Origin of the sequence: Streptomyces sp. NPDC091280 (assembly GCF_044768565.1) — a bacterium.
Lineage (GTDB): Bacteria > Actinomycetota > Actinomycetes > Streptomycetales > Streptomycetaceae > Streptomyces.
The window spans coordinates 204,510-223,391 of record NZ_JBIVUZ010000015.1 but is presented as its reverse complement, the minus strand read 5'-3'; the positions used below and the strand labels follow the sequence as shown (position 1 = coordinate 223,391).

The following is an 18,882-nucleotide window of genomic DNA, read 5'->3' as shown; positions in this document are numbered from 1 at the left end:
AGCACGGGTGGGGAGAGACCATGGACACCACGCAGCGGACCGAACAGCAGCGGTCCGCCGACCGCCGGCGGCGCGAGCTGTTGGAGGCCGCGGACAGAGTGGTGCTGCGTGACGGCCCGCAGGCCTCGATGAACGCGATCGCCGCCGAGGCCGGCATCACCAAGCCGATCCTCTACCGGCACTTCGGCGACAAGGGCGGACTCTACGCGGCGCTGGCCAAGCGGCACACCGACGCACTGCTGTCCTCCCTGCGGGCCGCGCTGGACGCCCCCGCCGAACGCCGGGAGCGGGTCGAGGCCACGCTCGACACCTATCTCGCCGCGATCGAGGCACTGCCCCAGGTGTACCGGTTCCTGATGCATCCCGTCGAGGGCGGGCAGACCGCCGACCAGGGCTTCGACACGGGGAACCACTCCGTGCCGCTGCTCCGGCGGATGGGGGAGGAACTCGCCCAGGTCATCGAGGAGCGGGTGGACCTCGGACCCAACAGCCAGCAGCTGGCCCGGGTCTGGGGGCACGGGATCGTCGGGATGATGCACGCGGCCGGGGACTGGTGGCTGGGAGAACGACCCTGCTCCCGGGCCGAGTTGGTGCGCAGCCTGGCCGATCTGCTGTGGGGTCGACTGGCCGCAGCCGGGGACAAGGTGGGCGGACCGGGCTTCTAGGCTGTGTCCGCGGCCGTCGGCCGGAACCATGAGGTCCGGGCCGCCTGTCGCATCAGGCGTCTGTGGCGCCAGCCCGTCAGATGGTCCGCGTACACCCGGCCCTCCACGTGGTCGTACTCGTGCTGGAGGCAGCGGGCGAACCACCCCGTCCCCTCGACGGTGACCGGCTCGCCGGTCACCGTGAAGCCCTCGACCACGGCACGGTCGTAGCGCTCGGTTCCGGCCTCCAGGCCGGGCAGGGACAGACACCCCTCCGGCCCCCTCAGCACCACGCCGTCCGCCGCCACGAGACGGGGGTTCACCACATGGCCGAGGTGGCGGACCTCCTCGTCGTCGGGGCAGTCGTAGACGAACACCCGCGAGGACGCGCCGACTTGGTTCGCGGCCAGGCCCACGCCCCGGGCCGCGTACATCGTCGCGAACAAGTCCTCTACGAGGCCCGCGAGTTCGGGCCCGAAGGCCGTCACCTCCTCGCACGGGGCATGCAGCAGGGGGTCGCCGAGCAGGGTGAGGGGACGGACTCGCCCGCGGGCGCCCGGGATGGAGCCGTATCGCATGGGCGCAAGGGTACGGTTCTCTACGGCGCACGCCCGCCGCGAGGCGTTCGCGGTGCCGCGGTTCGGGCACTGATAAGGATCTCGATAGGCTGAGGTCCACACCACGTTGCCGGAGGCAGAGGCGCGGCGCGTACGCAAGGAGGATCGAGAACTGATGGCAGGCAACTCGGACCCGCTCACGCCGCGGGCCAAGCTGGCCGTGACGGCGGGCAAGGCGGTCGCGGCGGCATCACGGGCCGCGGGGCGGGGCAGCGGATCGGTGATCGGCGGCCGAGTGGCACTCAAACTCGACCCCGACCTCCTCGCCCGGCTCGCGCAGAGCCTGGATGTGACGCTGGTCTCGGCCACCAACGGCAAGACCACCACCACCCGGCTCATCGCCGAGGCGCTCGGGGCCGCCGGGCCCGTCGTGTCGAACGCGCTCGGCGCCAACATGCCCGCCGGCATCACCTCGGCGCTGGCCGGCGGCTCGGACGCCAAGTTCGGGGTCATCGAGGTCGACGAGAAGTACCTCGCCGGCGTCGCCCGGGACACCGCCCCCAAGTGCATCGCACTGCTCAACCTCTCCCGCGACCAGCTCGACCGCGCGGCCGAGACCCGCATGCTCGCGGAGAACTGGCGCGAGGGGCTCGCCGGTTCGAAGGCCGTCGTGGTCGCCAACGCGGACGACCCGCTGGTCGTGTGGGCCGCGTCCTCCTCCCCCAATGTGATCTGGGTCGCCGCCGGCCAGATGTGGAAGGACGACGCCTGGTCGTGCCCTTCGTGCGGCGGCGTGATGCAGCGGCCGGGCGACGACTGGTTCTGCGGCGAGTGCGGATTCCGTCGGCCCACGCCGAGTTGGTCCCTGTCCGGCGACCACGTCCTCGATCCGCACGGCTCCGCCTGGCCGATCCACCTCCAGCTCCCGGGCCGCGCCAACAAGGCCAACGCCGCCTCCTCGGCCGCCGTCGCCGCCGTGTTCGGGGTGCCCCCGCAGGTCGCCCTGGAGCGCATGTACCGGGTGCAGGCCGTCGCCGGACGCTACGACGTCGTCCAGTTCATGCAGCGCGACCTGCGCCTGCTGCTGGCGAAGAACCCGGCGGGCTGGCTCGAAACGTTCAGCCTGATCGATCCGCCGCCGACCCCGGTGATCCTCTCGGTGAACGCGCGGGGCGCCGACGGCACCGACACCTCCTGGCTGTGGGACGTCGACTACACCCGGCTGACCGGCCACCCGATCTTCGTGCTCGGCGACCGGAAGCTGGACCTCGCGGTACGGCTCGAAGTGGCCAACCAGCACTTCCAGGTCTGCGAGAACCTCGAACAGGCCGTACAGCTGGCTCCTCCCGGCCGCATCGAGGTCATCGCGAACTACACCGCGTTCCAGGACCTGCGTCGCCGCGTCGGCAACTGACCACTAAGGACGAACAGTTCATGAGCGACAACCAACTGCGGCTGGTGTGGATCTACCCCGACCTGCTCAGCACCTACGGCGACCAGGGCAACGCCCTCGTCGTGGAGCGGCGGGCCCGGCAGCGCGGTCTCGACGTGGCCCGGCTCGACGTGCGCAGCGACCAGCCGATCCCGACCTCCGGCGACATCTACCTGATCGGCGGCGGCGAGGACCGTCCGCAGCGGCTGGCCGCCGAGCGGCTGCGCCGCGACGGGCACCTGTACCGGGCGGTGGAGAACGGCGCGATCGTGTTCTCGGTCTGCGCCGGCTACCAGATCCTCGGCCACGAGTTCATCAACGACCTCGGGCAGCGCGAGCCGGGCCTCGGCCTGCTCGACGTGACGACCGTGCGCGGCACCGGCGAGCGGTGCGTCGGTGACGTCCTCGCCGACATCGACCCGCGCCTCGGGCTGCCCCCGCTCACCGGGTTCGAGAACCACCAGGGCGTCACCCAGCTCGGCCCCACCGCCCGCCCGCTGGCCCGGGTCCAGCTGGGCCGGGGCAACGGCACGGGGGACGGCACGGAGGGCGCGTACAACGACACGGTGTTCGGGACCTATATGCACGGGCCCGTCCTCGCCCGCAACCCGCTGATCGCGGACCTGCTGCTGAAGCTGGCCCTCGACGTCAACGCGCTGCCGCCGATCGACGACCGCTGGTACGAGGCGCTCCGCAACGAGCGCATCGCCGCAGCTCAGCAGCCCGCCTGAGGCTGCTGTCCACCTCCTCGTCGGACACCGGTAACCAGCCCGTCTGACGGCACGTCCGCGCAGGTGAGCGGGGTCGTCCAGCAGGCGGACGCAGGCTACGATCCCGCCCCCTCCTGCCGCTAGGGTGGCGGGGTTCGTACCGGACAGCGTGGTCCGGTCCCGGTCCACGTCGAGAAGGTTCTTTCGGGCTATGCGCATTGGTGTCCTCACGTCCGGCGGCGACTGCCCCGGCCTGAACGCCGTCATCCGGTCCGTCGTGCACCGCGCCGTCGTCGACCACGGCGACGAGGTCATCGGCTTCCGGGACGGCTGGAAGGGCCTCCTGGAATGCGACTACCTCAAGCTCGACCTCGACGCCGTGAGCGGCATCCTCGCCCGCGGCGGCACGATCCTCGGCTCCTCCCGCGTCCAGCCCTCCCATCTGCGGGACGGCGTGCAGCGGGCCCGGGGCCATGTCGAGGAGCTCGGCCTCGACGCGATCATCCCGATCGGCGGTGAGGGCACCCTCAAGGCCGCCAAGCTGATGTACGACGCCGGGCTGCCGATCGTCGGCGTCCCCAAGACCATCGACAACGACATCGCCGTCACGGACGTCACCTTCGGCTTCGACACGGCCGTCGGTGTCGCCACCGAGGCGCTCGACCGGCTGAAGACGACCGCCGAGTCCCACCAGCGCGTCCTCGTCGTCGAGGTCATGGGCCGGCACACCGGCTGGATCGCGCTGCACTCCGGCATGGCGGCCGGCGCGCACGCCATCGTCGTCCCTGAACGCCCCTTCGACATCGAGGAGTTGGCCGCGCGCGTCGGCGAACGCTTCGAAGCGGGCAAGCGGTTCGCGATCGTCGTCGCGGCCGAGGGCGCGAAGCCGCGCGCGGGCTCCATGGAGTTCGACGAGGGCAAGAAGGACGTCTACGGCCATGAGCGCTTCGCGGGGATAGCGCGCCAGCTCTCCCTCGAACTGGAGGAGCGGCTCGGCAAGGAGGCGCGTCCGGTGATCCTCGGGCACGTCCAGCGCGGCGGCACGCCCACCGCCTACGACCGGGTCCTCGCGACCCGGTTCGGCTGGCACGCGGTGGAGGCCGCGCACCGCGGGGAGTTCGGGAAGATGACCGCGCTGCGCGGGACGGACATCCTGATGGTGCCGTTGGCCGACGCGGTGGAGACCCTGAAGACCGTGCCCGCCGACCGCTACGAAGAGGCCGAGTGCGTGCTGTAGCCCGCTGCTGAGCGAAACTGCCCCCGGTCATGATCGTGACCGGGGGCAGTTCTAGTCTGTGTGCGGACAGACTTGCACAACCCCCACGAATCAGGAGCCGTCCGATGGATCACGGCGGGCACGGCATGACCATGGATCTGCCGCCGTTCACGCTGGGGCGCGGGCTTGAGTGGTCGGCCGACCCGTTCTTCCTCACCGCCTGCCTGCTCGCCCTCGCGCTGTACGGCTGGGGGGTCGTACGGCTGGTGCGACGCGGGGACTCGTGGCCCGTGGGCCGGACGATCTCGTACGTCATCGGTGTGCTGACCGTCGGGCTCGTGATGTGCACCAGGCTGAACGACTACGGCATGGTCATGTTCAGCGTGCACATGGTGCAGCACATGATCATCAGCATGCTGTCGCCGATCCTGCTGCTGCTCGGCGCCCCGGTCACGCTCGCGCTGCGGGCGCTGCCGCCGGCGGCCCGGGGCCGCAAGGGGCCCCGCGAGCTGCTGCTGATGTTCCTGCACAGCCGCTACATGAAGATCATCACGCATCCCGCGTTCACGATCCCGCTGTTCATCGCGAGCCTGTACGCCCTGTACTTCACGCCGATCTTCGACTTCCTGATGGGCTCGAAGACCGGGCATATCGCGATGATGGTGCACTTCCTCGCCGTGGGCGTGGTGTTCTTCTGGCCGATCATGGGGGTGGACCCGGGGCCGAACCGGCCGGGCTATCTCATGCGGATGCTGGAGCTGTTCGCCGGGATGCCGTTCCACGCGTTCTTCGGCATCGCGCTGATGATGGCGTCGGAGCCGATGGTCACCACGTTCAAGCACCCGCCCGCCTCGCTCGGCATCGACGCGCTCTCCGACCAGAACGCGGCCGGCGGTATCGCCTGGGCGTTCAGCGAGATCCCGTCCGTCCTGGTGCTGATCGCCCTGCTGTTCCAGTGGTACGGCTCGGAGCAGCGGCAGGCCAAGCGGCAGGACCGGGCCGCCGACCGCGACGGCGACAAGGAACTTGAGGCGTACAACGCCTATTTGGCCTCATTGAACACACGAGGCAATTGAACGCACGCGGCTCACCGGACGGAAATTTCGTTCAGTAGCATAAAGCGCGATGGGGGAACCGCGACCGGGGGGAGCGGTAATGACAATTCGCGCGACTATGCACAGCATCGGAATTTCGGTGGCCCGCAGGATCGCCGTCCTGCTCGTCTGTGTCCTGGTGGTGAGCGGATGCGGCGAGGGCGCACATTTGTTCGCCGTGCAGGCGGTCGCCGCCGGAGTTCCGTCGCTCGCGCCTTTCTTCGCCGAGAAACAGGGACTGGGGCAGGACGCCCGGGTCCGTTCGCTGCCGGTGCGGGGCACCTTGCAGCAGGGCGACACACCCGGCCTGTACGGGGGCACCAGGCAGCCGACCGTCTGTGACGTGGCAAAGCTCAAGCGGTTCCTGACCGATCCCGCGAACCACCGGAAGGCGGTGGCGTGGGCGTCCGTGCTCGGCATCACCCCGGACGGGATCCCGGCCTATCTCGACCGGCTCACACCCGTGCTCCTGCGCCACGACACTCTCGTGCAGAACCACGACTACAGAAAGGGAAAGGCCACGCCCTACAACTCCCTTCTCCAGGCGGGAATCGCGATTCTCGTCGACGAGCAGGGGGAACCCGCCGTGAAGTGCTCGTGCGGAAATCCGCTGCGCCCGTTCCAGGGCGACGCAGGACGTATTTCCGTCAAGTTCACGGACGGCGACAAGAAGTGGCACGGATATCGGCCGTCCGCGGTGGTGGCCGTACGTCCGGCGCCGCGGCGGCTGGAGCGACTCACGCTCGTGGACGTGGGCGATCCCGATGTCGGCATCACGCGTCCGGTCGGTACGACGGGCGGGCGCGACACCACGTTCGACACCCGGCTGCGGCACACCGTGCCGAACCTCGTGGGAGCGACGTTCGGGCAGGCGCGGCGGCAACTGGTGAGCGACGGGCTGGCCGTCGGATACGGCGGGAGCGCGGCGCCCTCCGACGACGCGCGGGTCACCGCGTCCGATCCACCGGCCGGGACGGAGCTGCAGTTCGGGCAGTACGTGACGCTGACGGTGGCCGGCGGGACGAGCGCGGGAGTGACGTCCACTCCCCCGGCCCCGACGAGTTCGGGACCGACCATCGGCCCGCCGACGTCCACGGCACCGCCCTCCACGTCCTCGTCGACACCGCCCACGTCCGCACCGCCTTCGTCACCACCGCCGACGCCGCCTCCGTCCTCGCCCACGAGCGAGCCGCCGTCGAGCGCTTCCGCCATGGCCACTACCCCTACGACCGCTTCCTCCACGACCGCTTCCGCCACGACCGGTGCGCCCGCGACGAGCAGCGTGCCGGTCACCACCGGCGCGGTCACCACGGCCGCCGTCACCGGCACCCCCGGCACGACCGAGACATGACGCGGACGCGGGAGGGGGGGCTCCGGATGCCACAGGGATCGCCGACATCGGGCGTGGGCCGGGTCATCGCCGGCCGCTATCTGCTGCTGAACCGGCTGGGCAGCGGCGGTATGGGACATGTGTGGCTGGCGCACGACCAGCGGCTCGCCTGTGAAGTCGCGCTCAAGGAGATCGTGTTCAGCGATCCGGCCGTCGCCGGTGCCGAGCGCGAGGCCCGGGTCGCGCGCGCCCGCGCGGAGGCCCGGCACGCGGCGGGGCTGCGCGGCCACCCGCATGTGGTGACCGTCCATGACGTGCTGGAGCACGACGGACTGCCGTGGATCGTCATGGAGTACGTGGCCGACGCCGTCGACCTGCGCGACCTGGTCGGCCGGCAGGGCCCGCTCGCCCCGGCGGAGTGCGCCCGGGTCGGACTCGCCGTGCTCGACGCGCTGACCGCCGGGCACGAACGGGGCGTCATGCACCGGGACGTGAAACCGGCGAACATCCTGCTCGCGCCGGACCGCACCGGTGCGCCGTACGCCCGGGTCCTGCTCACCGACTACGGCATCTCGGTGCAGCCGGACGCCAGCGAGACGCGGTACACGCTGACGTCCGTGCTGGTCGGCACGGCGGGCTATCTGGCGCCGGAGCGTGCCACGGGCGGGCCGCCGACCGCCGCCGCCGACCTGTTCTCGCTGGGCTGCACGCTCTACCACGCCGTCGAGGGCCACGGCCCCTTCGCCCGCGAGTCGCCGCTCGCGGAGATCACCGCCGTCGTCATGGAGGACCCGCTGCCACCGGCCCGCGCGGGCGCCCTGGCACCGGTGCTCCACGCCCTGCTGGAGAAGGATCCGCTACGACGGATCGCGGCGGCGGAGACGGAGGCGGCGCTGTCGCGGGTCGTGACGCCGCAGGCCGGGGCGCAGGCCTACACCCGGACGCAGACGGACCTGGGGTCGCCGTCGCCCTGGGAGGGCGGGCCCGTGGCCGTGCCGGTGCCGACGCCGGGCTCGTCGCCGTACGGGCGGGTCCCGGCGGCCGGCCGACGGCGGCGGGTCCGCCCCCGGCTGCTCCAGTCCGTGCTGGCGGGGCTGCTCGGGCTCGCGCTCGCCCTGGGCGGTGTCTGGTACGCGATGGCCCATCAGCCGCCCGCCAAGGACACCGGCGGGAGCGGCCCGCCGTACGGCACCGCCGTCGGGCTCTCCGCGCCGCTCAAGGACGGCGACTGCGTCACCGCCGACTGGCCGGGCGGGCGCCTCTTCCAAGGCACGCCGAGGCTCACCGTGGACGCAGGCTGCCGGAAGGCGGTGCCGGACGGGCAGGTGCTGGCGTTCGTGTCCACGGCGTCCGCGGCCCAGGCGCGGAAGTCCGGCGCGCAACTGTGCGCGCGGCGGACGCGGGAGGTCCGGGAGCGGCTCGCGGACGTGCGGGGCTACGCCGTCGTACCGACCGACGCGGGGTTCGAGGCGGCGGGGCACCGCACCGCCTGTCTGGTGCTGGGCGCGCACGGGCCGGTCTACGGGCCGCTCGGCGGTCATCGCGCTCTCGGTTCGGCGTTCGCGGACGTCTCCACCATGCAGAAGGGGGACTGTCTGGACGTGCCCTCGAACCGGGCCGCGAGCCTGGTCTCCTGCGCGGGCGGACACGATCAGGAAGTGCTCGGGTTCACCCGGTTGGGCGCGGACGTCACGCTGGCCCAGGCGCGCACGCGGTCGGACGCGGCGTGCGCGCGGGACGTGCCGCCGGCCGACCACGGCTTCGATCCGGCGGTCTACGAGGCGGCCTCCTGGACCAGTGAGGGACCGTGGAAGTCGGGCACGCATTTCGTCGTGTGCGCCGTTCGGAGGCAGAACGGGGGCACCATGGAGGGGGACAAGCCATGAGGAGGGTGTCGCGATGCCCGGTTCCACGAAGACCATGGGGGTGATCACCGTCGGCGGACTGGTGGTGGTGACGGCCTACACGGTGGCGCTCGGCAGCAACGGCTGGCTGTGGTTCGGCTGGGTCGTGCTGGGGCTGATCACGCTGGGCATGGTGGCCACGCGCAGCACCTGAGGCGCGTCACCCGGTGCTCCGCCCGCCGGCCGAGTGCACGCCCGGCTGGTACTTCGGCAGCCGGGCGGTGATCTTCATGCCCGCTCCCACGGCGGTCTCGATGACGAGGCCGTAGTCGTCGCCGTAGACCTGGCGGAGCCGCTCGTCGACGTTGGACAGGCCGATGCCGCCCGAGGGGCTGACCTCGCCCGCGAGGATGCGGCGCAGCAGGTCGGGGTCCATGCCGGTGCCGTCGTCCTCGATGACGACGAGTGCCTCGGCGCCGGCGTCCTGCGCGGTGATGCTGATGCGGCTGCGGTCGGCCTTGCCTTCGAGGCCGTGCTTCACGGCGTTCTCGACGAGCGGTTGCAGGCACAGGAACGGCAGCGCGACCGGGAGCACTTCGGGGGCGATCTGGAGTGTGACGGAGAGCCGTTCGCCGAAGCGGGCCCGGACGAGCGCCAAGTAGTGGTCGATGGCGTGGAGTTCGTCGGCCAGGGTGGTGAAGTCGCCGTGCCTGCGGAACGAGTAGCGGGTGAAGTCGGCGAATTCCAGGAGCAGTTCGCGGGCGCGCTCGGGGTCGGTGCGGACGAACGAGGCGATCACCGCGAGCGAGTTGAAGATGAAGTGCGGGGAGATCTGGGCCCGAAGTGCCTTGATCTCGGCCTCGATCAGCCGGGTGCGGGACTGGTCGAGGTCCGCCAACTCCAGTTGGACGGAGACCCAGCGGGCGACCTCCCCGGCGGCCCGGACGAGGACGGCGGACTCGCGCGGCGCGCAGGCGACCAGCGCGCCGTGGACGCGGTCGTCGACGGTGAGCGGGGCGACCACCGCCCACCGCAACGGGCACTCGGGAGCGGCGCAGTCGAGCCGGAACGCCTCGCCCCGGCCGGTCTCCAGCGGACCCGCGAGCCGTTCCATGATCTCGGCCCGGTGGTGGTGGCCGACGCCGTCCCAGGCGAGGACCTGTTTCTGGTCGGTCAGACAGAGCGCGTCGGTGCCCAGCAGCGTGCGCAGTCTGCGGGCCGAGCGGCGGGCCGTCTCCCCGGTCAGCCCGGCCCGCAGTGGGGGCGCGGCGAGGGAGGCGGTGTGCAGGGTCTGGAAGGTGGCGTGCTCGACGGGGGTGCCGAGTCCGCCGAGGCTCTCGGGGCGCGCGGTGCGCCGTCCGAGCCAGAATCCGGCGGCGAGCAGCGGGAGGACGGCGACACAGAGGCCGGCCAGGAATCCGCTCATGCCTTGACCTCCGCCCGTAGCAGTTCCTCCGGCAGATGGAAGCGGGCCAGGATCGCCGCCGTGCCGGTGGGCACCCGGCCCGGGGTGGCGAGGGACACCAGGACCATGGTGAGGAAACCCAGCGGGACCGACCAGAGGGCGGGCCAGGCGAGCAGCGCGTGCAGGGGGCCGGTGCCGGGGAAGCCCGCCATGGTCGCGGCCACGGCGACGAACGCCGAGCCGCCGCCGACCAGCATTCCGGCCGCCGCGCCGGGCGGGGTGAGCCGGGTCCACCAGATGCCGAGGACCAGCAACGGGCAGAACGAGGAGGCCGACACGGCGAACGCGAGTCCCACGGCGTCGGCGACGGGCAGTCCGCCGACCAGGACGCTCGCCGCCAGCGGGACGACCATCGCGAGGACCGTGCCGAGCCTGAAGTGCCGTACTCCGCGCGCCGGGAGGACGTCCTGGGTGATGACCCCGGCGACGGCCATCGTCAGTCCCGACGCGGTGGACAGGAACGCGGCGAAGGCGCCGCCCGCCACCAGCGCACCGAGCAGATCGCCGCCCACCCCGCCGATCATCCGGTCGGGCAGCAGGAGGACGGCCGCGTCGGCGTCGCCGGTGAGGGTGAGTTCGGGGGTGTAGAGGCGGCCGAGGGCGCCGTAGACGGGCGGGAGGAGGTAGAAGGAGCCGATCAGGCCGAGGACGGCGACCGTGGTGCGGCGGGCGGCGACGCCGTGCGGGCTGGTGTAGAAGCGGACGACGACATGCGGCAGGCCCATCGTGCCGAGGAAGGTGGCGAGGATGAGGCCGTACGTCGCGTACAGCGGGCGTTCCTCGCGGCCGGCCGCGAGCGAGGTCGACATGCCGCCGTTGGTGCCCCGGTCGGCGACGGGGACGGTGGCGCCCTTGGCGAAGGTCAGACGGGTACCGCCCGTGATGTGGTGGGTGCCGGCGGGGAGTCGGAGCCGCTCGGCGCGGTGCCGGTGGCCGTCGACCGTGCCGGTGACCGTGACGGTGAGGGGGCGGTCGAGCTTCAGGTCGAGGGTGTCGTCGATGCGGACGACGCGCTGTTCGCGGAAGGTGGCCGGTTCCTCGAAGGCGTGCCGGGGCGCTCCGTCGCTCTGCCAGGCGAGCACCAGGAAGAGCGCGGGCACGAGCAGCGCGGTGAGCTTCAGCCAGTACTGGAAGGCCTGCACGAAGGTGATGCTGCGCATGCCGCCCGCGGCGACGGTGGCGACGACCACCACGGCGACGATGAGTCCGCCCAGCGAGTCGGGGGCGCCGGTGAGGACCGTCAACGTGAGTCCCGCGCCCTGGAGTTGGGGCAGCAGGTAGAGCCAGCCGACCCCGACGACGAAGGCGCCCGCGAGCCGTCGCACACCGTGCGAGGCGAGCCGGGCCTCGGCGAAGTCGGGGAGGGTGTAGGCGCCGGAGCGGCGCAGCGGGGCGGCGACGAACAGCAGCAGGACCAGGTAGCCGGCGGTGTAGCCGACCGGGTACCAGAGCATGTCGGGGCCCTGGACCAGGACCAGGCCCGCGATGCCGAGGAAGGAGGCGGCGGAGAGGTATTCGCCGCTGATGGCGGCGGCGTTGAGGCGGGGGCCGACGGTGCGGGAGGCGACGTAGAAGTCGGAGGTGGTGCGGGAGATGCGCAGGCCGAAGGCGCCGACGAGGACGGTCGCGACGACGACGAGGGCGACCGCCGGTACGGCGTAGCTGGAGTTCACGCGCCTCAGCGGTCCTCTACGAGGCGTACGAAGTCGCGTTCGTTGCGTTCGGCGCGGCGCACGTACCACAGGGCGAGCAGGACGAGCGGGGCGTAGAGGCAGAAGCCGAGGATCAGCCATTCGAGGCGGCGGGCGTGCGGGGTGGCCGCGAAGACCAGGGGCAGTGGGCCGACCAGCAGGCCCAGGACCGCGAACACCGTGAGGGCGGCGCGGAGTTGGGTGCGCATGAGGGAGCGGACGTAGGTGTGGCCGAGGGTGGTCTGTTCGTCGATCTCGGTGCGGGGGCGGGAGTAGCCGGAGGCGCGCCTCGTGCGGCGCGGCGGGCCGGTGACAACGACCCTTCGTTCGGTGGGTTCCTGAGGCACCGTCAGGACCTCCGCATCAGCAGGTCCCGCAGTTCGCGGGTGTGGCGGCGGCTGACCTGGAGTTCCTCGCCGCCGACCAGGACGCTCACCGTCCCGGCGTCCAGGCGGAGTTCGCCGATGTGGCGCAGGGCGACGAGGTAGCGGCGGTGGATGCGGACGAAGCCGCGCGAGCGCCAGCGGTCCTCCAGGGTGGAGACCGGGATGCGGACGAGGTGGCTGCCCCGGTCGGTGTGCAGGCGGGCGTAGTCGCCCTGGGCCTCGACGTGGGTGATGTCGTCGACGGCCACGAAGCGGGTGACACCGCCGAGTTCGACGGCTATGTGGTCGGGGTCGGGTTCGTGCACGGGTATCCGCGGTGCGGCGCCGCCGAGTTCGGCGGCCCGGCGCACGGCCTCCGCGAGCCGTTCCTTGCGGACGGGCTTCAGCACGTAGTCGACCGCCTTGAGGTCGAAGGCCTGGACGGCGAAGTCCTCGTGCGCGGTGACGAAGACGACGAGCGGCGGCTGCGCGAATCCCGTCAGCAGCCGGGCCAGGTCGAGCCCGTCGAGGCCGGGCATCTGGATGTCGAGGAACACGACGTCGATGGCCTCGGGTCCGGCCGGGCCGGACTCCAGGGCGCGGTTGATGCGGCGCAGCGCCTCGGTCGCGTCGCCCGCGCCCTCCGCGCTGCCGATGCGTGGATCGGCGTTCAGCAGATAGAGCAGCTCCTCCAGCGAGGGGCGTTCGTCGTCGACGGCGAGGGCGCGCAGCATGAACGTGGAGTGTAGGAGGAATCCGGACGCCTGGACATGTGCCGGGCGTGGACGTCCGCGCTGGATACAGTGCCCACATGAACAGCAGGACCACTCCGTTCGACGAGCTGGACCGGAAGATCATCAACGCGCTGATGGCGAACGCGCGGACCAGCTTCGCCGAGATCGGCGCGGCGATCGGGCTGTCCGCGACGGCCGTGAAGCGGCGGGTGGACCGGCTGCGGGAGACGGATGTGATCACCGGGTTCACGGCGACCGTGCGGCCGTCCGCGCTGGGCTGGCGCACGGAGGCGTACGTGGAGGTGTACTGCGAGGGGGCCGCGCCCCCCAGGCGGCTCGCGGAGGTGGTGCGCAACCATCCGGAGATCACCGCGGCGATGACGGTGACGGGCGGCGCGGACGCGCTGCTGCATGTGCGGGCCACCGATGTGGATCATTTCGAGGAGGTGCTGGAGCGGATCCGGCAGGAGCCGTTCATCCGGAAGACGATCAGTGTGATGGTGCTGTCCCACCTCCTCCCGGAAAGCCCGGAAGCGGGCGCCACCCACCCCGCGCCGGGCCACGCATCAGACCTGCGCTGACACCGGGAAAGACGCAGCATTCCTGCGCGGACACGCAGCCTTCATCGCTTGTCGCACGTATTGGTCTCTTTCTACCGTGGTGTCAACCCCAGTCGACACCACAGGAAGCGGAGGGACCCCTCTGTGCCCGACACCCGTGTGCGGCGCCGGCGGCGCTTTCTCGTCTGCGAACCCAGACACTTCGCCGTGCAGTACGCGATCAACCCCTGGATGCATCCCGATGCCCAGGTGGACGTCGATCTCGCCCAGGAGCAGTGGCGGACGCTGATCGACACCTACCGCGAGCACGGCCACAGCGTGGAGACCGTGCCCCCGGCGCCCGGTCTCCCGGACATGGTCTTCGCGGCGAACTCGGCGGTCGTCGTCGACGGCCGTGTCTTCGGCTCGCTCTTCCACGCGCCCGAGCGGCGCCCCGAGTCCGACCACTACGACATGTGGTTCAAGGCGGCCGGCTACGACGTCCACCGCCCCGAGTCGGTGAGCGAGGGCGAGGGCGATCTGATCCCCACCGGCCGCTATGTGCTGGCCGGCACCGGGTTCCGCACCACCCGCGAGGCCCATCACGAGGTGCAGGAGTTCTTCGGTGTCCCGGTGATCAGCCTGACGCTGGTGGACCCGTACTTCTACCACCTCGACACGGCGCTGTTCGTCCTCGACGAGGACAACGTCTGCTACTACCCGGAGGCGTTCTCCCCGGGCAGCCGCGAGGTGCTGGCCCGGCTGTTCCCGGACGCGGTGCTCGCGACCCGCGAGGACGCGATGTCGTGGGGCCTCAACTCCGTCTCGGACGGTCTGCACGTCTTCATCGCGCCCCAGGCCGAGGCACTGGCCGCGCGCCTGGCCGAACACGGCTACGTCCCCGTCCCCGTCGACCTGTCGGAGTTCCACAAGGCCGGCGGCGGCATCAAGTGCTGCACCCAGGAGATCCGCTCATGACCGCACCCGCCGGGGCCCGTACCTCCGCCGACCTCATCCGCGCCGAGGAGCCGGTCCTCGCGCACAACTACCACCCGCTGCCCGTGGTCGTCGCCGACGCCGAGGGCGCCTGGGTGCAGGACGTCGAGGGCCGCCGCTACCTCGACATGCTCGCGGGCTACTCGGCCCTCAACTTCGGCCACCGCCACCCCGCGCTGATCGAGGCCGCGCACCGCCAGCTCGACCGACTGACGCTGACCTCGCGCGCCTTCCACAACGACAGGCTGGCCGAATTCGCCGAACGGCTCGCGGAGTTGACCGGCCTCGACATGGTGCTCCCGATGAACACGGGCGCGGAGGCGGTCGAGAGCGGCATCAAGGTGGCCCGCAAATGGGCCTACGACGTCAAGGGCGTCCCCGCCGACCGGGCCACGATCGTCGTCGCGGCGGAGAACTTCCACGGCCGTACGACGACGATCGTCAGCTTCTCCACCGACGAGACGGCGCGGGCGGGCTTCGGTCCCTTCACGCCAGGCTTCCGGATCGTGCCGTACAACGACCTCGCGGCGCTGGAGGCGGCGGTCGACGAGACGACGGCGGCGGTGCTGATCGAGCCGATCCAGGGCGAGGCCGGGGTGATCATCCCGGACCCGGGCTATCTGGCCGGGGTCCGCGAACTCACCACCCGCAAGGGCTGCTTGTTCATCGCGGACGAGATCCAGTCGGGCCTGGGCCGCACCGGCCGTACGCTCGCCGTCGAGCACGAGGGGGTCGTCCCGGACGTGCTGCTGCTCGGCAAGGCGCTCGGCGGCGGCATCGTGCCGGTGTCGGCGGTGGTCGCGCGGCGCGAGGTGCTGGGCGTGCTGCACCCGGGCGAGCACGGGTCGACGTTCGGCGGCAACCCGCTCGCCGCGGCGGTCGGCACGGCGGTCGTCGAACTCCTTGAGACCGGTGAATTCCAGCGCAGGGCGGCCGAGTTGGGTGTCGTCCTGCGGGACGGTCTGACCGAGCTGGTCGGCAAGGGCGTCGTCGGCTTCCGCGCCCGGGGCCTCTGGGCGGGCGTCGATGTCGACCCGGCCATCGGCACCGGCCGCGAGATCAGCGAACGCCTCATGCGGGAAGGCGTGCTGGCGAAGGACACCCACGGCTCCACGATCCGGCTGGCCCCGCCGCTCACCATCACGGCGGACGAACTCCGCTCCGCGGTGGGCGCGTTGGAGCGGGTGCTGACGCGAGGAGCCTGAGGCACAGCGTGGTCGGGACCGGCGCTCGGGCGCCGGTCCCGGCTACCGCTCGACGGCGGGAGCGACGGCGACGGTGTCGGCCAGCGCTGCCTGGGCCAGCAGTCGGCGTGCCAGGTCGCGCGCCTCGTCCGCGGTCAGGGAGGCCCAGAGTCCGGGCTCGCCGCGCACGACCGGGCCCACGTCCAGGGTGACCCGGCTGATCGGCCGCTCCGGGATCGCCAGCAGCAGCCGCTTCACCGCGACCTGCCGCCCGCACGTGGTCACCAACGGCGCCTCCCCCGACATGGGGACCGGCTCCTGCCCTGACCGCATCATCTCGTCCACAACCCTTCTCTGCGTACCCGGCGAGGTATCAGGAGCAGCGCCGGGCGGGCCCGGGTTGTTCCCGGGCCCCCGGGTGAACCCCGGGCGAATTCTCGCCCGCCCGCCGGTCAGAACACGGTCAAGTGACGAGGTGGCGGCCCCGGAGCACTCGTAGGATCACCGGCACCGCCACCTTTTCGTACGACTCCCCCTGGAGGCCCGGCGTGCCCGAGACCGAGCCCGGTCCGACCGCGTCCTCGCCGGGTGCCGCCGCCCGTCGCCGCAGCGTGCTGCTCGCGGCCGGTGCCCTGGTCGCCGTGGCGGCCGTGGTGGGCGGGGTGCTGGCCGCCCGGGGATCCGGCGCGGGCGGGAAAGCCGCCGGGGGTGTCGGGCTGCCGCGCACCACCGTCGAGGTCGCGAGCTCCGGCTGCGGCAGCGGCTGGACGCGTCCGCGCGCGGGACATCAGATCTTCGAGCTGCACAACACGTCGAGCACGGCGGCCGAGGTCTATCTGACCGACGCGCGGACCGGCGCGGTCTACGGCGAGGTCGAGGGGCTGGCGCCGGGCACGGTCCGGCCGCTCGGGGTGACCCTGGGGAACGGCTCGTACGCCTTCAAGTGCCTGCCCGACGACGCCGACGCCGTGACCGGGCCCACCGTGCGGATCACCGGCTCGAAGGTGCGGAGCGGACCGGCCGCCGTGCCGATCACCCAGCAGGAGCTGATCCCGCCGACGCTCGCCTACCAGAAGTGGATCCAGGGCCGGACCGTCGAACTGGCCCGGAAGACCGATGTGTTGAAGGCCGCCGTCGACCGGGGCGATCTCGCGGCGGCACGCCGGGCCTGGCTGCCCGCGCATCTCGTCTACGAGCGGATGGGCGCCGCCTACGGCACGTTCGGCGACTCGGACGGGGCGATCAACGGCACCACGGCGGGGCTCGCGGACGGGGTGCGCGACGCCGGGTTCACCGGGTTCCACCGGGTCGAGTACGGGCTGTGGCACGGCCAGTCGGCGGGCGAGTTGCGCGGACCGGCCGATCGACTCGCCAAGGACGTCCACGCGTTGGAGAGCGACTGGCCCGGCCGGCGGATCGATCCGGCCGACACGGGGCTGCGCGCGCACGAAATCCTGGAGAACACCGTGCAGTTCGAGCTGACCGGCCGCACCGACTACGGCAGCGGTACCAACCTGGCGACCGCCCGCGCCAACCTCGACGGCACCCGGGTGCTGCTCGGCTACCTGGCCCCGCTGCTGAAGACCCGGGACGCGGGCTATGCCGGACTCGGTGTCTGGATGGACCGGGCGCAGCACACCCTGGACGGCTTCGACCACTCCGGGAAGTGGACGCCGCTCGGTCAACTCACCCGTCCCCAGCGGGAGAAGGTCGACGCGGACCTCGGCGGACTGGTCGAGCGGCTGGCCGACGTCGCCGCCCTCACCGACGTACGGAGGACCGCGTGAAGCGCGTGAACGACGTGGGCCGCCGGGGCTTCCTGGCGAGCGCGGCGGCCGTGGCCGGTGCCGGTTTGGTGGCCGCCGACAAGGGCACGGCCTCGGCCGCGACACCGCAGACCAGCAGCCGCATACCCTTCCACGGCCTCCACCAGGCCGGGATCATCACCCCGGCGCAGCGCGCCACGGCGTTCGTCTCCTTCGACACGACCGCCGAGAACCGGGCGGAACTCATCTCTGTGCTGCGGACGTTGACCGACCGGGCGCGTTTCCTGACCGCCGGCGGCAGTCCGGCGGACCTGGGCATCACCGCGCCTCCGGCCGACTCCGGCACGCTGGGCCCGGACCTCCCGGCCGACCGGCTGAGCGTCACGGTCGGGGTCGGCGCCTCGCTCTTCGACGAGCGCTACGGCCTCGCGAAGCTCGCCCCGCGCCGGCTGACCACGATGCCCGCCTTCCCCGACGACGACCTCGACGCCGCGTGGTGCCACGGCGATCTGAGCGTGCAGTTCTGCGCCGACACCTCCGACACGGTGCTGCACGCCCTGCGCGATGTCACCCGGCACACCCGGGGCGGTCTCCAGGTGCGTTGGCGGACGGACGGGTTCATCAGCCCGCCGCGCCCCTCGGGCACCCCGCGCAACCACCTCGGCTTCAAGGACGGCATCGCCAACCCGGAGGTGAGCGACGCCCGCGCCATGAACGACCTCGTGTGGGTGGGGGCGGGCCACGGCGAACCGGCGTGGACGACCGGCGGCAGCTATCAAGTCGTACGCCTGATAAGGATGTTGGTGGAGTTCTGGGACCGGGTCTCGATCACCGAGCAGGAGCGGATGTTCGGCCGCGCCCGCGACACCGGCGCTCCGCTGGACGGCCGGCACGAGAAGGACACGCCGAACTTCGCGCAGGACCCGCAGGGCGATGTGATCCCGCTCGACAGCCACATCCGGCTCGCCAACCCGCGCACCACACAGAGCGCCGACCAGCGCATCCTGCGGCGCGGCTACAACTACGACCGGGGCACGGACAGCAACGGCAACCTCGACATGGGCCTGCTGTTCTGCTGCTACCAGCAGGACCTGGCCCGGCAGTTCGAGACCGTGCAGAAGCGCCTGGCCGGTGAGCCGCTGGTCGACTACGTCTCGCCGTACGGCGGCGGCTACTTCTTCGCGCTGCCCGGGGTGCGTGACACCGCCGACTGGCTGGGGCGGACCCTGCTGACCTGAGAGCACGGTCAAGAACAGGCCAACAGACCATGAGAAATTCCTGACCGGGCGTTCGCTCCCGCGTCATTGCCGCTCTC

The 18,882-nt window shown here is 71.9% G+C and carries 19 protein-coding genes; 13 read left to right on the top strand and 6 right to left on the bottom strand.

The annotated features are described in order from the left end of the window. Positions 1 to 20: 20 nt before the first annotated feature. Entirely contained in the window at positions 21 to 665 is a 645-nt protein-coding gene (locus tag ACIQPR_RS38930; RefSeq protein ID WP_403658710.1) for a TetR family transcriptional regulator, read from the top strand. Here ACIQPR_RS38930 and def read toward each other — a convergent pair. Further along, a complete protein-coding gene (def, locus tag ACIQPR_RS38925; RefSeq protein WP_403658707.1) occupies positions 662 to 1,222 on the bottom strand; it encodes a peptide deformylase in 561 nt (186 codons plus the stop codon). The genes ACIQPR_RS38930 and def overlap by 4 nt on opposite strands. 154 nt (positions 1,223 to 1,376) lie before the next feature. On the opposite strand from def, the gene ACIQPR_RS38920 reads away from it, so the two are divergent. From ACIQPR_RS38920 to ACIQPR_RS38890, 7 genes are all read left to right on the top strand, one after another. Then, positions 1,377 to 2,615, top strand: coding sequence for a MurT ligase domain-containing protein (locus tag ACIQPR_RS38920; protein ID WP_403658704.1), 1,239 nt, complete (start codon positions 1,377 to 1,379; stop codon positions 2,613 to 2,615). 20 nt (positions 2,616 to 2,635) lie between these two features. Further along, positions 2,636 to 3,364: a glutamine amidotransferase gene (locus ACIQPR_RS38915; RefSeq protein WP_351955660.1), complete on the top strand. Its 729-nt coding sequence runs from the start codon at positions 2,636 to 2,638 to the stop codon at positions 3,362 to 3,364. Positions 3,365 to 3,554: 190 nt separating this feature from the next. After that, positions 3,555 to 4,580: a 6-phosphofructokinase gene (locus tag ACIQPR_RS38910; protein ID WP_403658701.1), complete on the top strand. Its 1,026-nt coding sequence runs from the start codon at positions 3,555 to 3,557 to the stop codon at positions 4,578 to 4,580. Between the two features lie 104 nt (positions 4,581 to 4,684). Next, positions 4,685 to 5,635 carry a cytochrome c oxidase assembly protein gene (locus ACIQPR_RS38905; RefSeq protein WP_403658698.1) on the top strand — a complete coding sequence of 317 codons (951 nt, stop codon included), beginning with the start codon at positions 4,685 to 4,687 and terminating at the stop codon, positions 5,633 to 5,635. Between the two features lie 97 nt (positions 5,636 to 5,732). Further along, positions 5,733 to 7,004 (top strand): DUF6777 domain-containing protein, encoded by a 1,272-nt coding sequence (locus tag ACIQPR_RS38900; RefSeq protein WP_403658695.1) that lies wholly within the window; start codon positions 5,733 to 5,735, stop codon positions 7,002 to 7,004. A gap of 26 nt (positions 7,005 to 7,030) precedes the next feature. Continuing rightward, positions 7,031 to 8,869, top strand: coding sequence for a protein kinase (locus ACIQPR_RS38895; protein ID WP_403658692.1), 1,839 nt, complete (start codon positions 7,031 to 7,033; stop codon positions 8,867 to 8,869). 13 nt (positions 8,870 to 8,882) lie between these two features. Further along, positions 8,883 to 9,041 carry a hypothetical protein gene (locus ACIQPR_RS38890; protein ID WP_019070924.1) on the top strand — a complete coding sequence of 53 codons (159 nt, stop codon included), beginning with the start codon at positions 8,883 to 8,885 and terminating at the stop codon, positions 9,039 to 9,041. A gap of 6 nt (positions 9,042 to 9,047) precedes the next feature. Here ACIQPR_RS38890 and ACIQPR_RS38885 read toward each other — a convergent pair whose 3' ends face one another. The 4 genes from ACIQPR_RS38885 to ACIQPR_RS38870 are packed head-to-tail and all read right to left on the bottom strand — an operon-like array spanning position 9,048 to position 13,082. Beyond that, a complete protein-coding gene (locus tag ACIQPR_RS38885; RefSeq protein WP_403658689.1) occupies positions 9,048 to 10,253 on the bottom strand; it encodes a sensor histidine kinase in 1,206 nt (401 codons plus the stop codon). After that, a complete protein-coding gene (locus ACIQPR_RS38880) occupies positions 10,250 to 11,965 on the bottom strand; it encodes a cation acetate symporter (RefSeq protein ID WP_403658686.1) in 1,716 nt (571 codons plus the stop codon). The genes ACIQPR_RS38885 and ACIQPR_RS38880 overlap by 4 nt, the downstream gene beginning before the upstream one ends. A 5-nt stretch (positions 11,966 to 11,970) precedes the next feature. Continuing rightward, positions 11,971 to 12,330 (bottom strand): hypothetical protein, encoded by a 360-nt coding sequence (locus ACIQPR_RS38875; protein WP_403658683.1) that lies wholly within the window; start codon positions 12,328 to 12,330, stop codon positions 11,971 to 11,973. 2 nt (positions 12,331 to 12,332) lie between these two features. Beyond that, the gene (locus tag ACIQPR_RS38870) at positions 12,333 to 13,082 is read right to left on the bottom strand and encodes a LytR/AlgR family response regulator transcription factor (protein WP_403658680.1); all 750 of its coding nucleotides are present in this window, start codon (positions 13,080 to 13,082) and stop codon (positions 12,333 to 12,335) included. A gap of 77 nt (positions 13,083 to 13,159) precedes the next feature. On the opposite strand from ACIQPR_RS38870, the gene ACIQPR_RS38865 reads away from it, so the two are divergent. From ACIQPR_RS38865 to rocD, 3 genes are all read left to right on the top strand, one after another. Beyond that, positions 13,160 to 13,663: an Lrp/AsnC family transcriptional regulator gene (locus tag ACIQPR_RS38865; RefSeq protein WP_403658677.1), complete on the top strand. Its 504-nt coding sequence runs from the start codon at positions 13,160 to 13,162 to the stop codon at positions 13,661 to 13,663. A gap of 123 nt (positions 13,664 to 13,786) precedes the next feature. Further along, positions 13,787 to 14,599: a dimethylargininase gene (gene ddaH / locus ACIQPR_RS38860; protein WP_403658674.1), complete on the top strand. Its 813-nt coding sequence runs from the start codon at positions 13,787 to 13,789 to the stop codon at positions 14,597 to 14,599. Then, positions 14,596 to 15,822: an ornithine--oxo-acid transaminase gene (gene rocD / locus ACIQPR_RS38855; protein ID WP_403658671.1), complete on the top strand. Its 1,227-nt coding sequence runs from the start codon at positions 14,596 to 14,598 to the stop codon at positions 15,820 to 15,822. Before ddaH ends, rocD begins: the two co-directional genes overlap by 4 nt. A 42-nt stretch (positions 15,823 to 15,864) precedes the next feature. Here rocD and ACIQPR_RS38850 read toward each other — a convergent pair whose 3' ends face one another. After that, complete coding sequence (locus ACIQPR_RS38850) at positions 15,865 to 16,107, bottom strand: hypothetical protein (protein WP_403658668.1); 243 nt, start codon at positions 16,105 to 16,107, stop codon at positions 15,865 to 15,867. Positions 16,108 to 16,349: 242 nt separating this feature from the next. Here ACIQPR_RS38850 and ACIQPR_RS38845 point away from each other — a divergent pair, with 242 nt between their 5' ends. Beyond that, positions 16,350 to 17,588 (top strand): EfeM/EfeO family lipoprotein, encoded by a 1,239-nt coding sequence (locus ACIQPR_RS38845; protein ID WP_403658665.1) that lies wholly within the window; start codon positions 16,350 to 16,352, stop codon positions 17,586 to 17,588. Then, a complete protein-coding gene (gene efeB, locus ACIQPR_RS38840) occupies positions 17,585 to 18,805 on the top strand; it encodes an iron uptake transporter deferrochelatase/peroxidase subunit (RefSeq protein WP_403658662.1) in 1,221 nt (406 codons plus the stop codon). The genes ACIQPR_RS38845 and efeB overlap by 4 nt, the downstream gene beginning before the upstream one ends. Positions 18,806 to 18,882 lie beyond the last annotated feature (77 nt).

Excerpts from the sequence above, each read along its gene's own strand:
- ACIQPR_RS38920 (WP_403658704.1), top strand. The coding sequence starts at position 1,377 with ATGGCAGGCAACTCGGACCCGCTCACGCCGCGGGCCAAGCTGGCCGTG.
- ACIQPR_RS38930 (WP_403658710.1), top strand. The coding sequence starts at position 21 with ATGGACACCACGCAGCGGACCGAACAGCAGCGGTCCGCCGACCGCCGG.
- ACIQPR_RS38885 (WP_403658689.1), bottom strand. The coding sequence starts at position 10,253 with ATGAGCGGATTCCTGGCCGGCCTCTGTGTCGCCGTCCTCCCGCTGCTC.
- ACIQPR_RS38865 (WP_403658677.1), top strand. The coding sequence starts at position 13,160 with ATGAACAGCAGGACCACTCCGTTCGACGAGCTGGACCGGAAGATCATC.
- def (WP_403658707.1), bottom strand. The coding sequence starts at position 1,222 with ATGCGATACGGCTCCATCCCGGGCGCCCGCGGGCGAGTCCGTCCCCTC.
- ACIQPR_RS38890 (WP_019070924.1), top strand. The coding sequence starts at position 8,883 with ATGCCCGGTTCCACGAAGACCATGGGGGTGATCACCGTCGGCGGACTG.
- ACIQPR_RS38915 (WP_351955660.1), top strand. The coding sequence starts at position 2,636 with ATGAGCGACAACCAACTGCGGCTGGTGTGGATCTACCCCGACCTGCTC.
- ACIQPR_RS38850 (WP_403658668.1), bottom strand. The coding sequence starts at position 16,107 with ATGTCGGGGGAGGCGCCGTTGGTGACCACGTGCGGGCGGCAGGTCGCG.
- rocD (WP_403658671.1), top strand. The coding sequence starts at position 14,596 with ATGACCGCACCCGCCGGGGCCCGTACCTCCGCCGACCTCATCCGCGCC.
- ACIQPR_RS38900 (WP_403658695.1), top strand. The coding sequence starts at position 5,733 with ATGCACAGCATCGGAATTTCGGTGGCCCGCAGGATCGCCGTCCTGCTC.
- ACIQPR_RS38910 (WP_403658701.1), top strand. The coding sequence starts at position 3,555 with ATGCGCATTGGTGTCCTCACGTCCGGCGGCGACTGCCCCGGCCTGAAC.
- ACIQPR_RS38905 (WP_403658698.1), top strand. The coding sequence starts at position 4,685 with ATGGATCACGGCGGGCACGGCATGACCATGGATCTGCCGCCGTTCACG.
- ACIQPR_RS38895 (WP_403658692.1), top strand. The coding sequence starts at position 7,031 with ATGCCACAGGGATCGCCGACATCGGGCGTGGGCCGGGTCATCGCCGGC.
- ACIQPR_RS38870 (WP_403658680.1), bottom strand. The coding sequence starts at position 13,082 with ATGCTGCGCGCCCTCGCCGTCGACGACGAACGCCCCTCGCTGGAGGAG.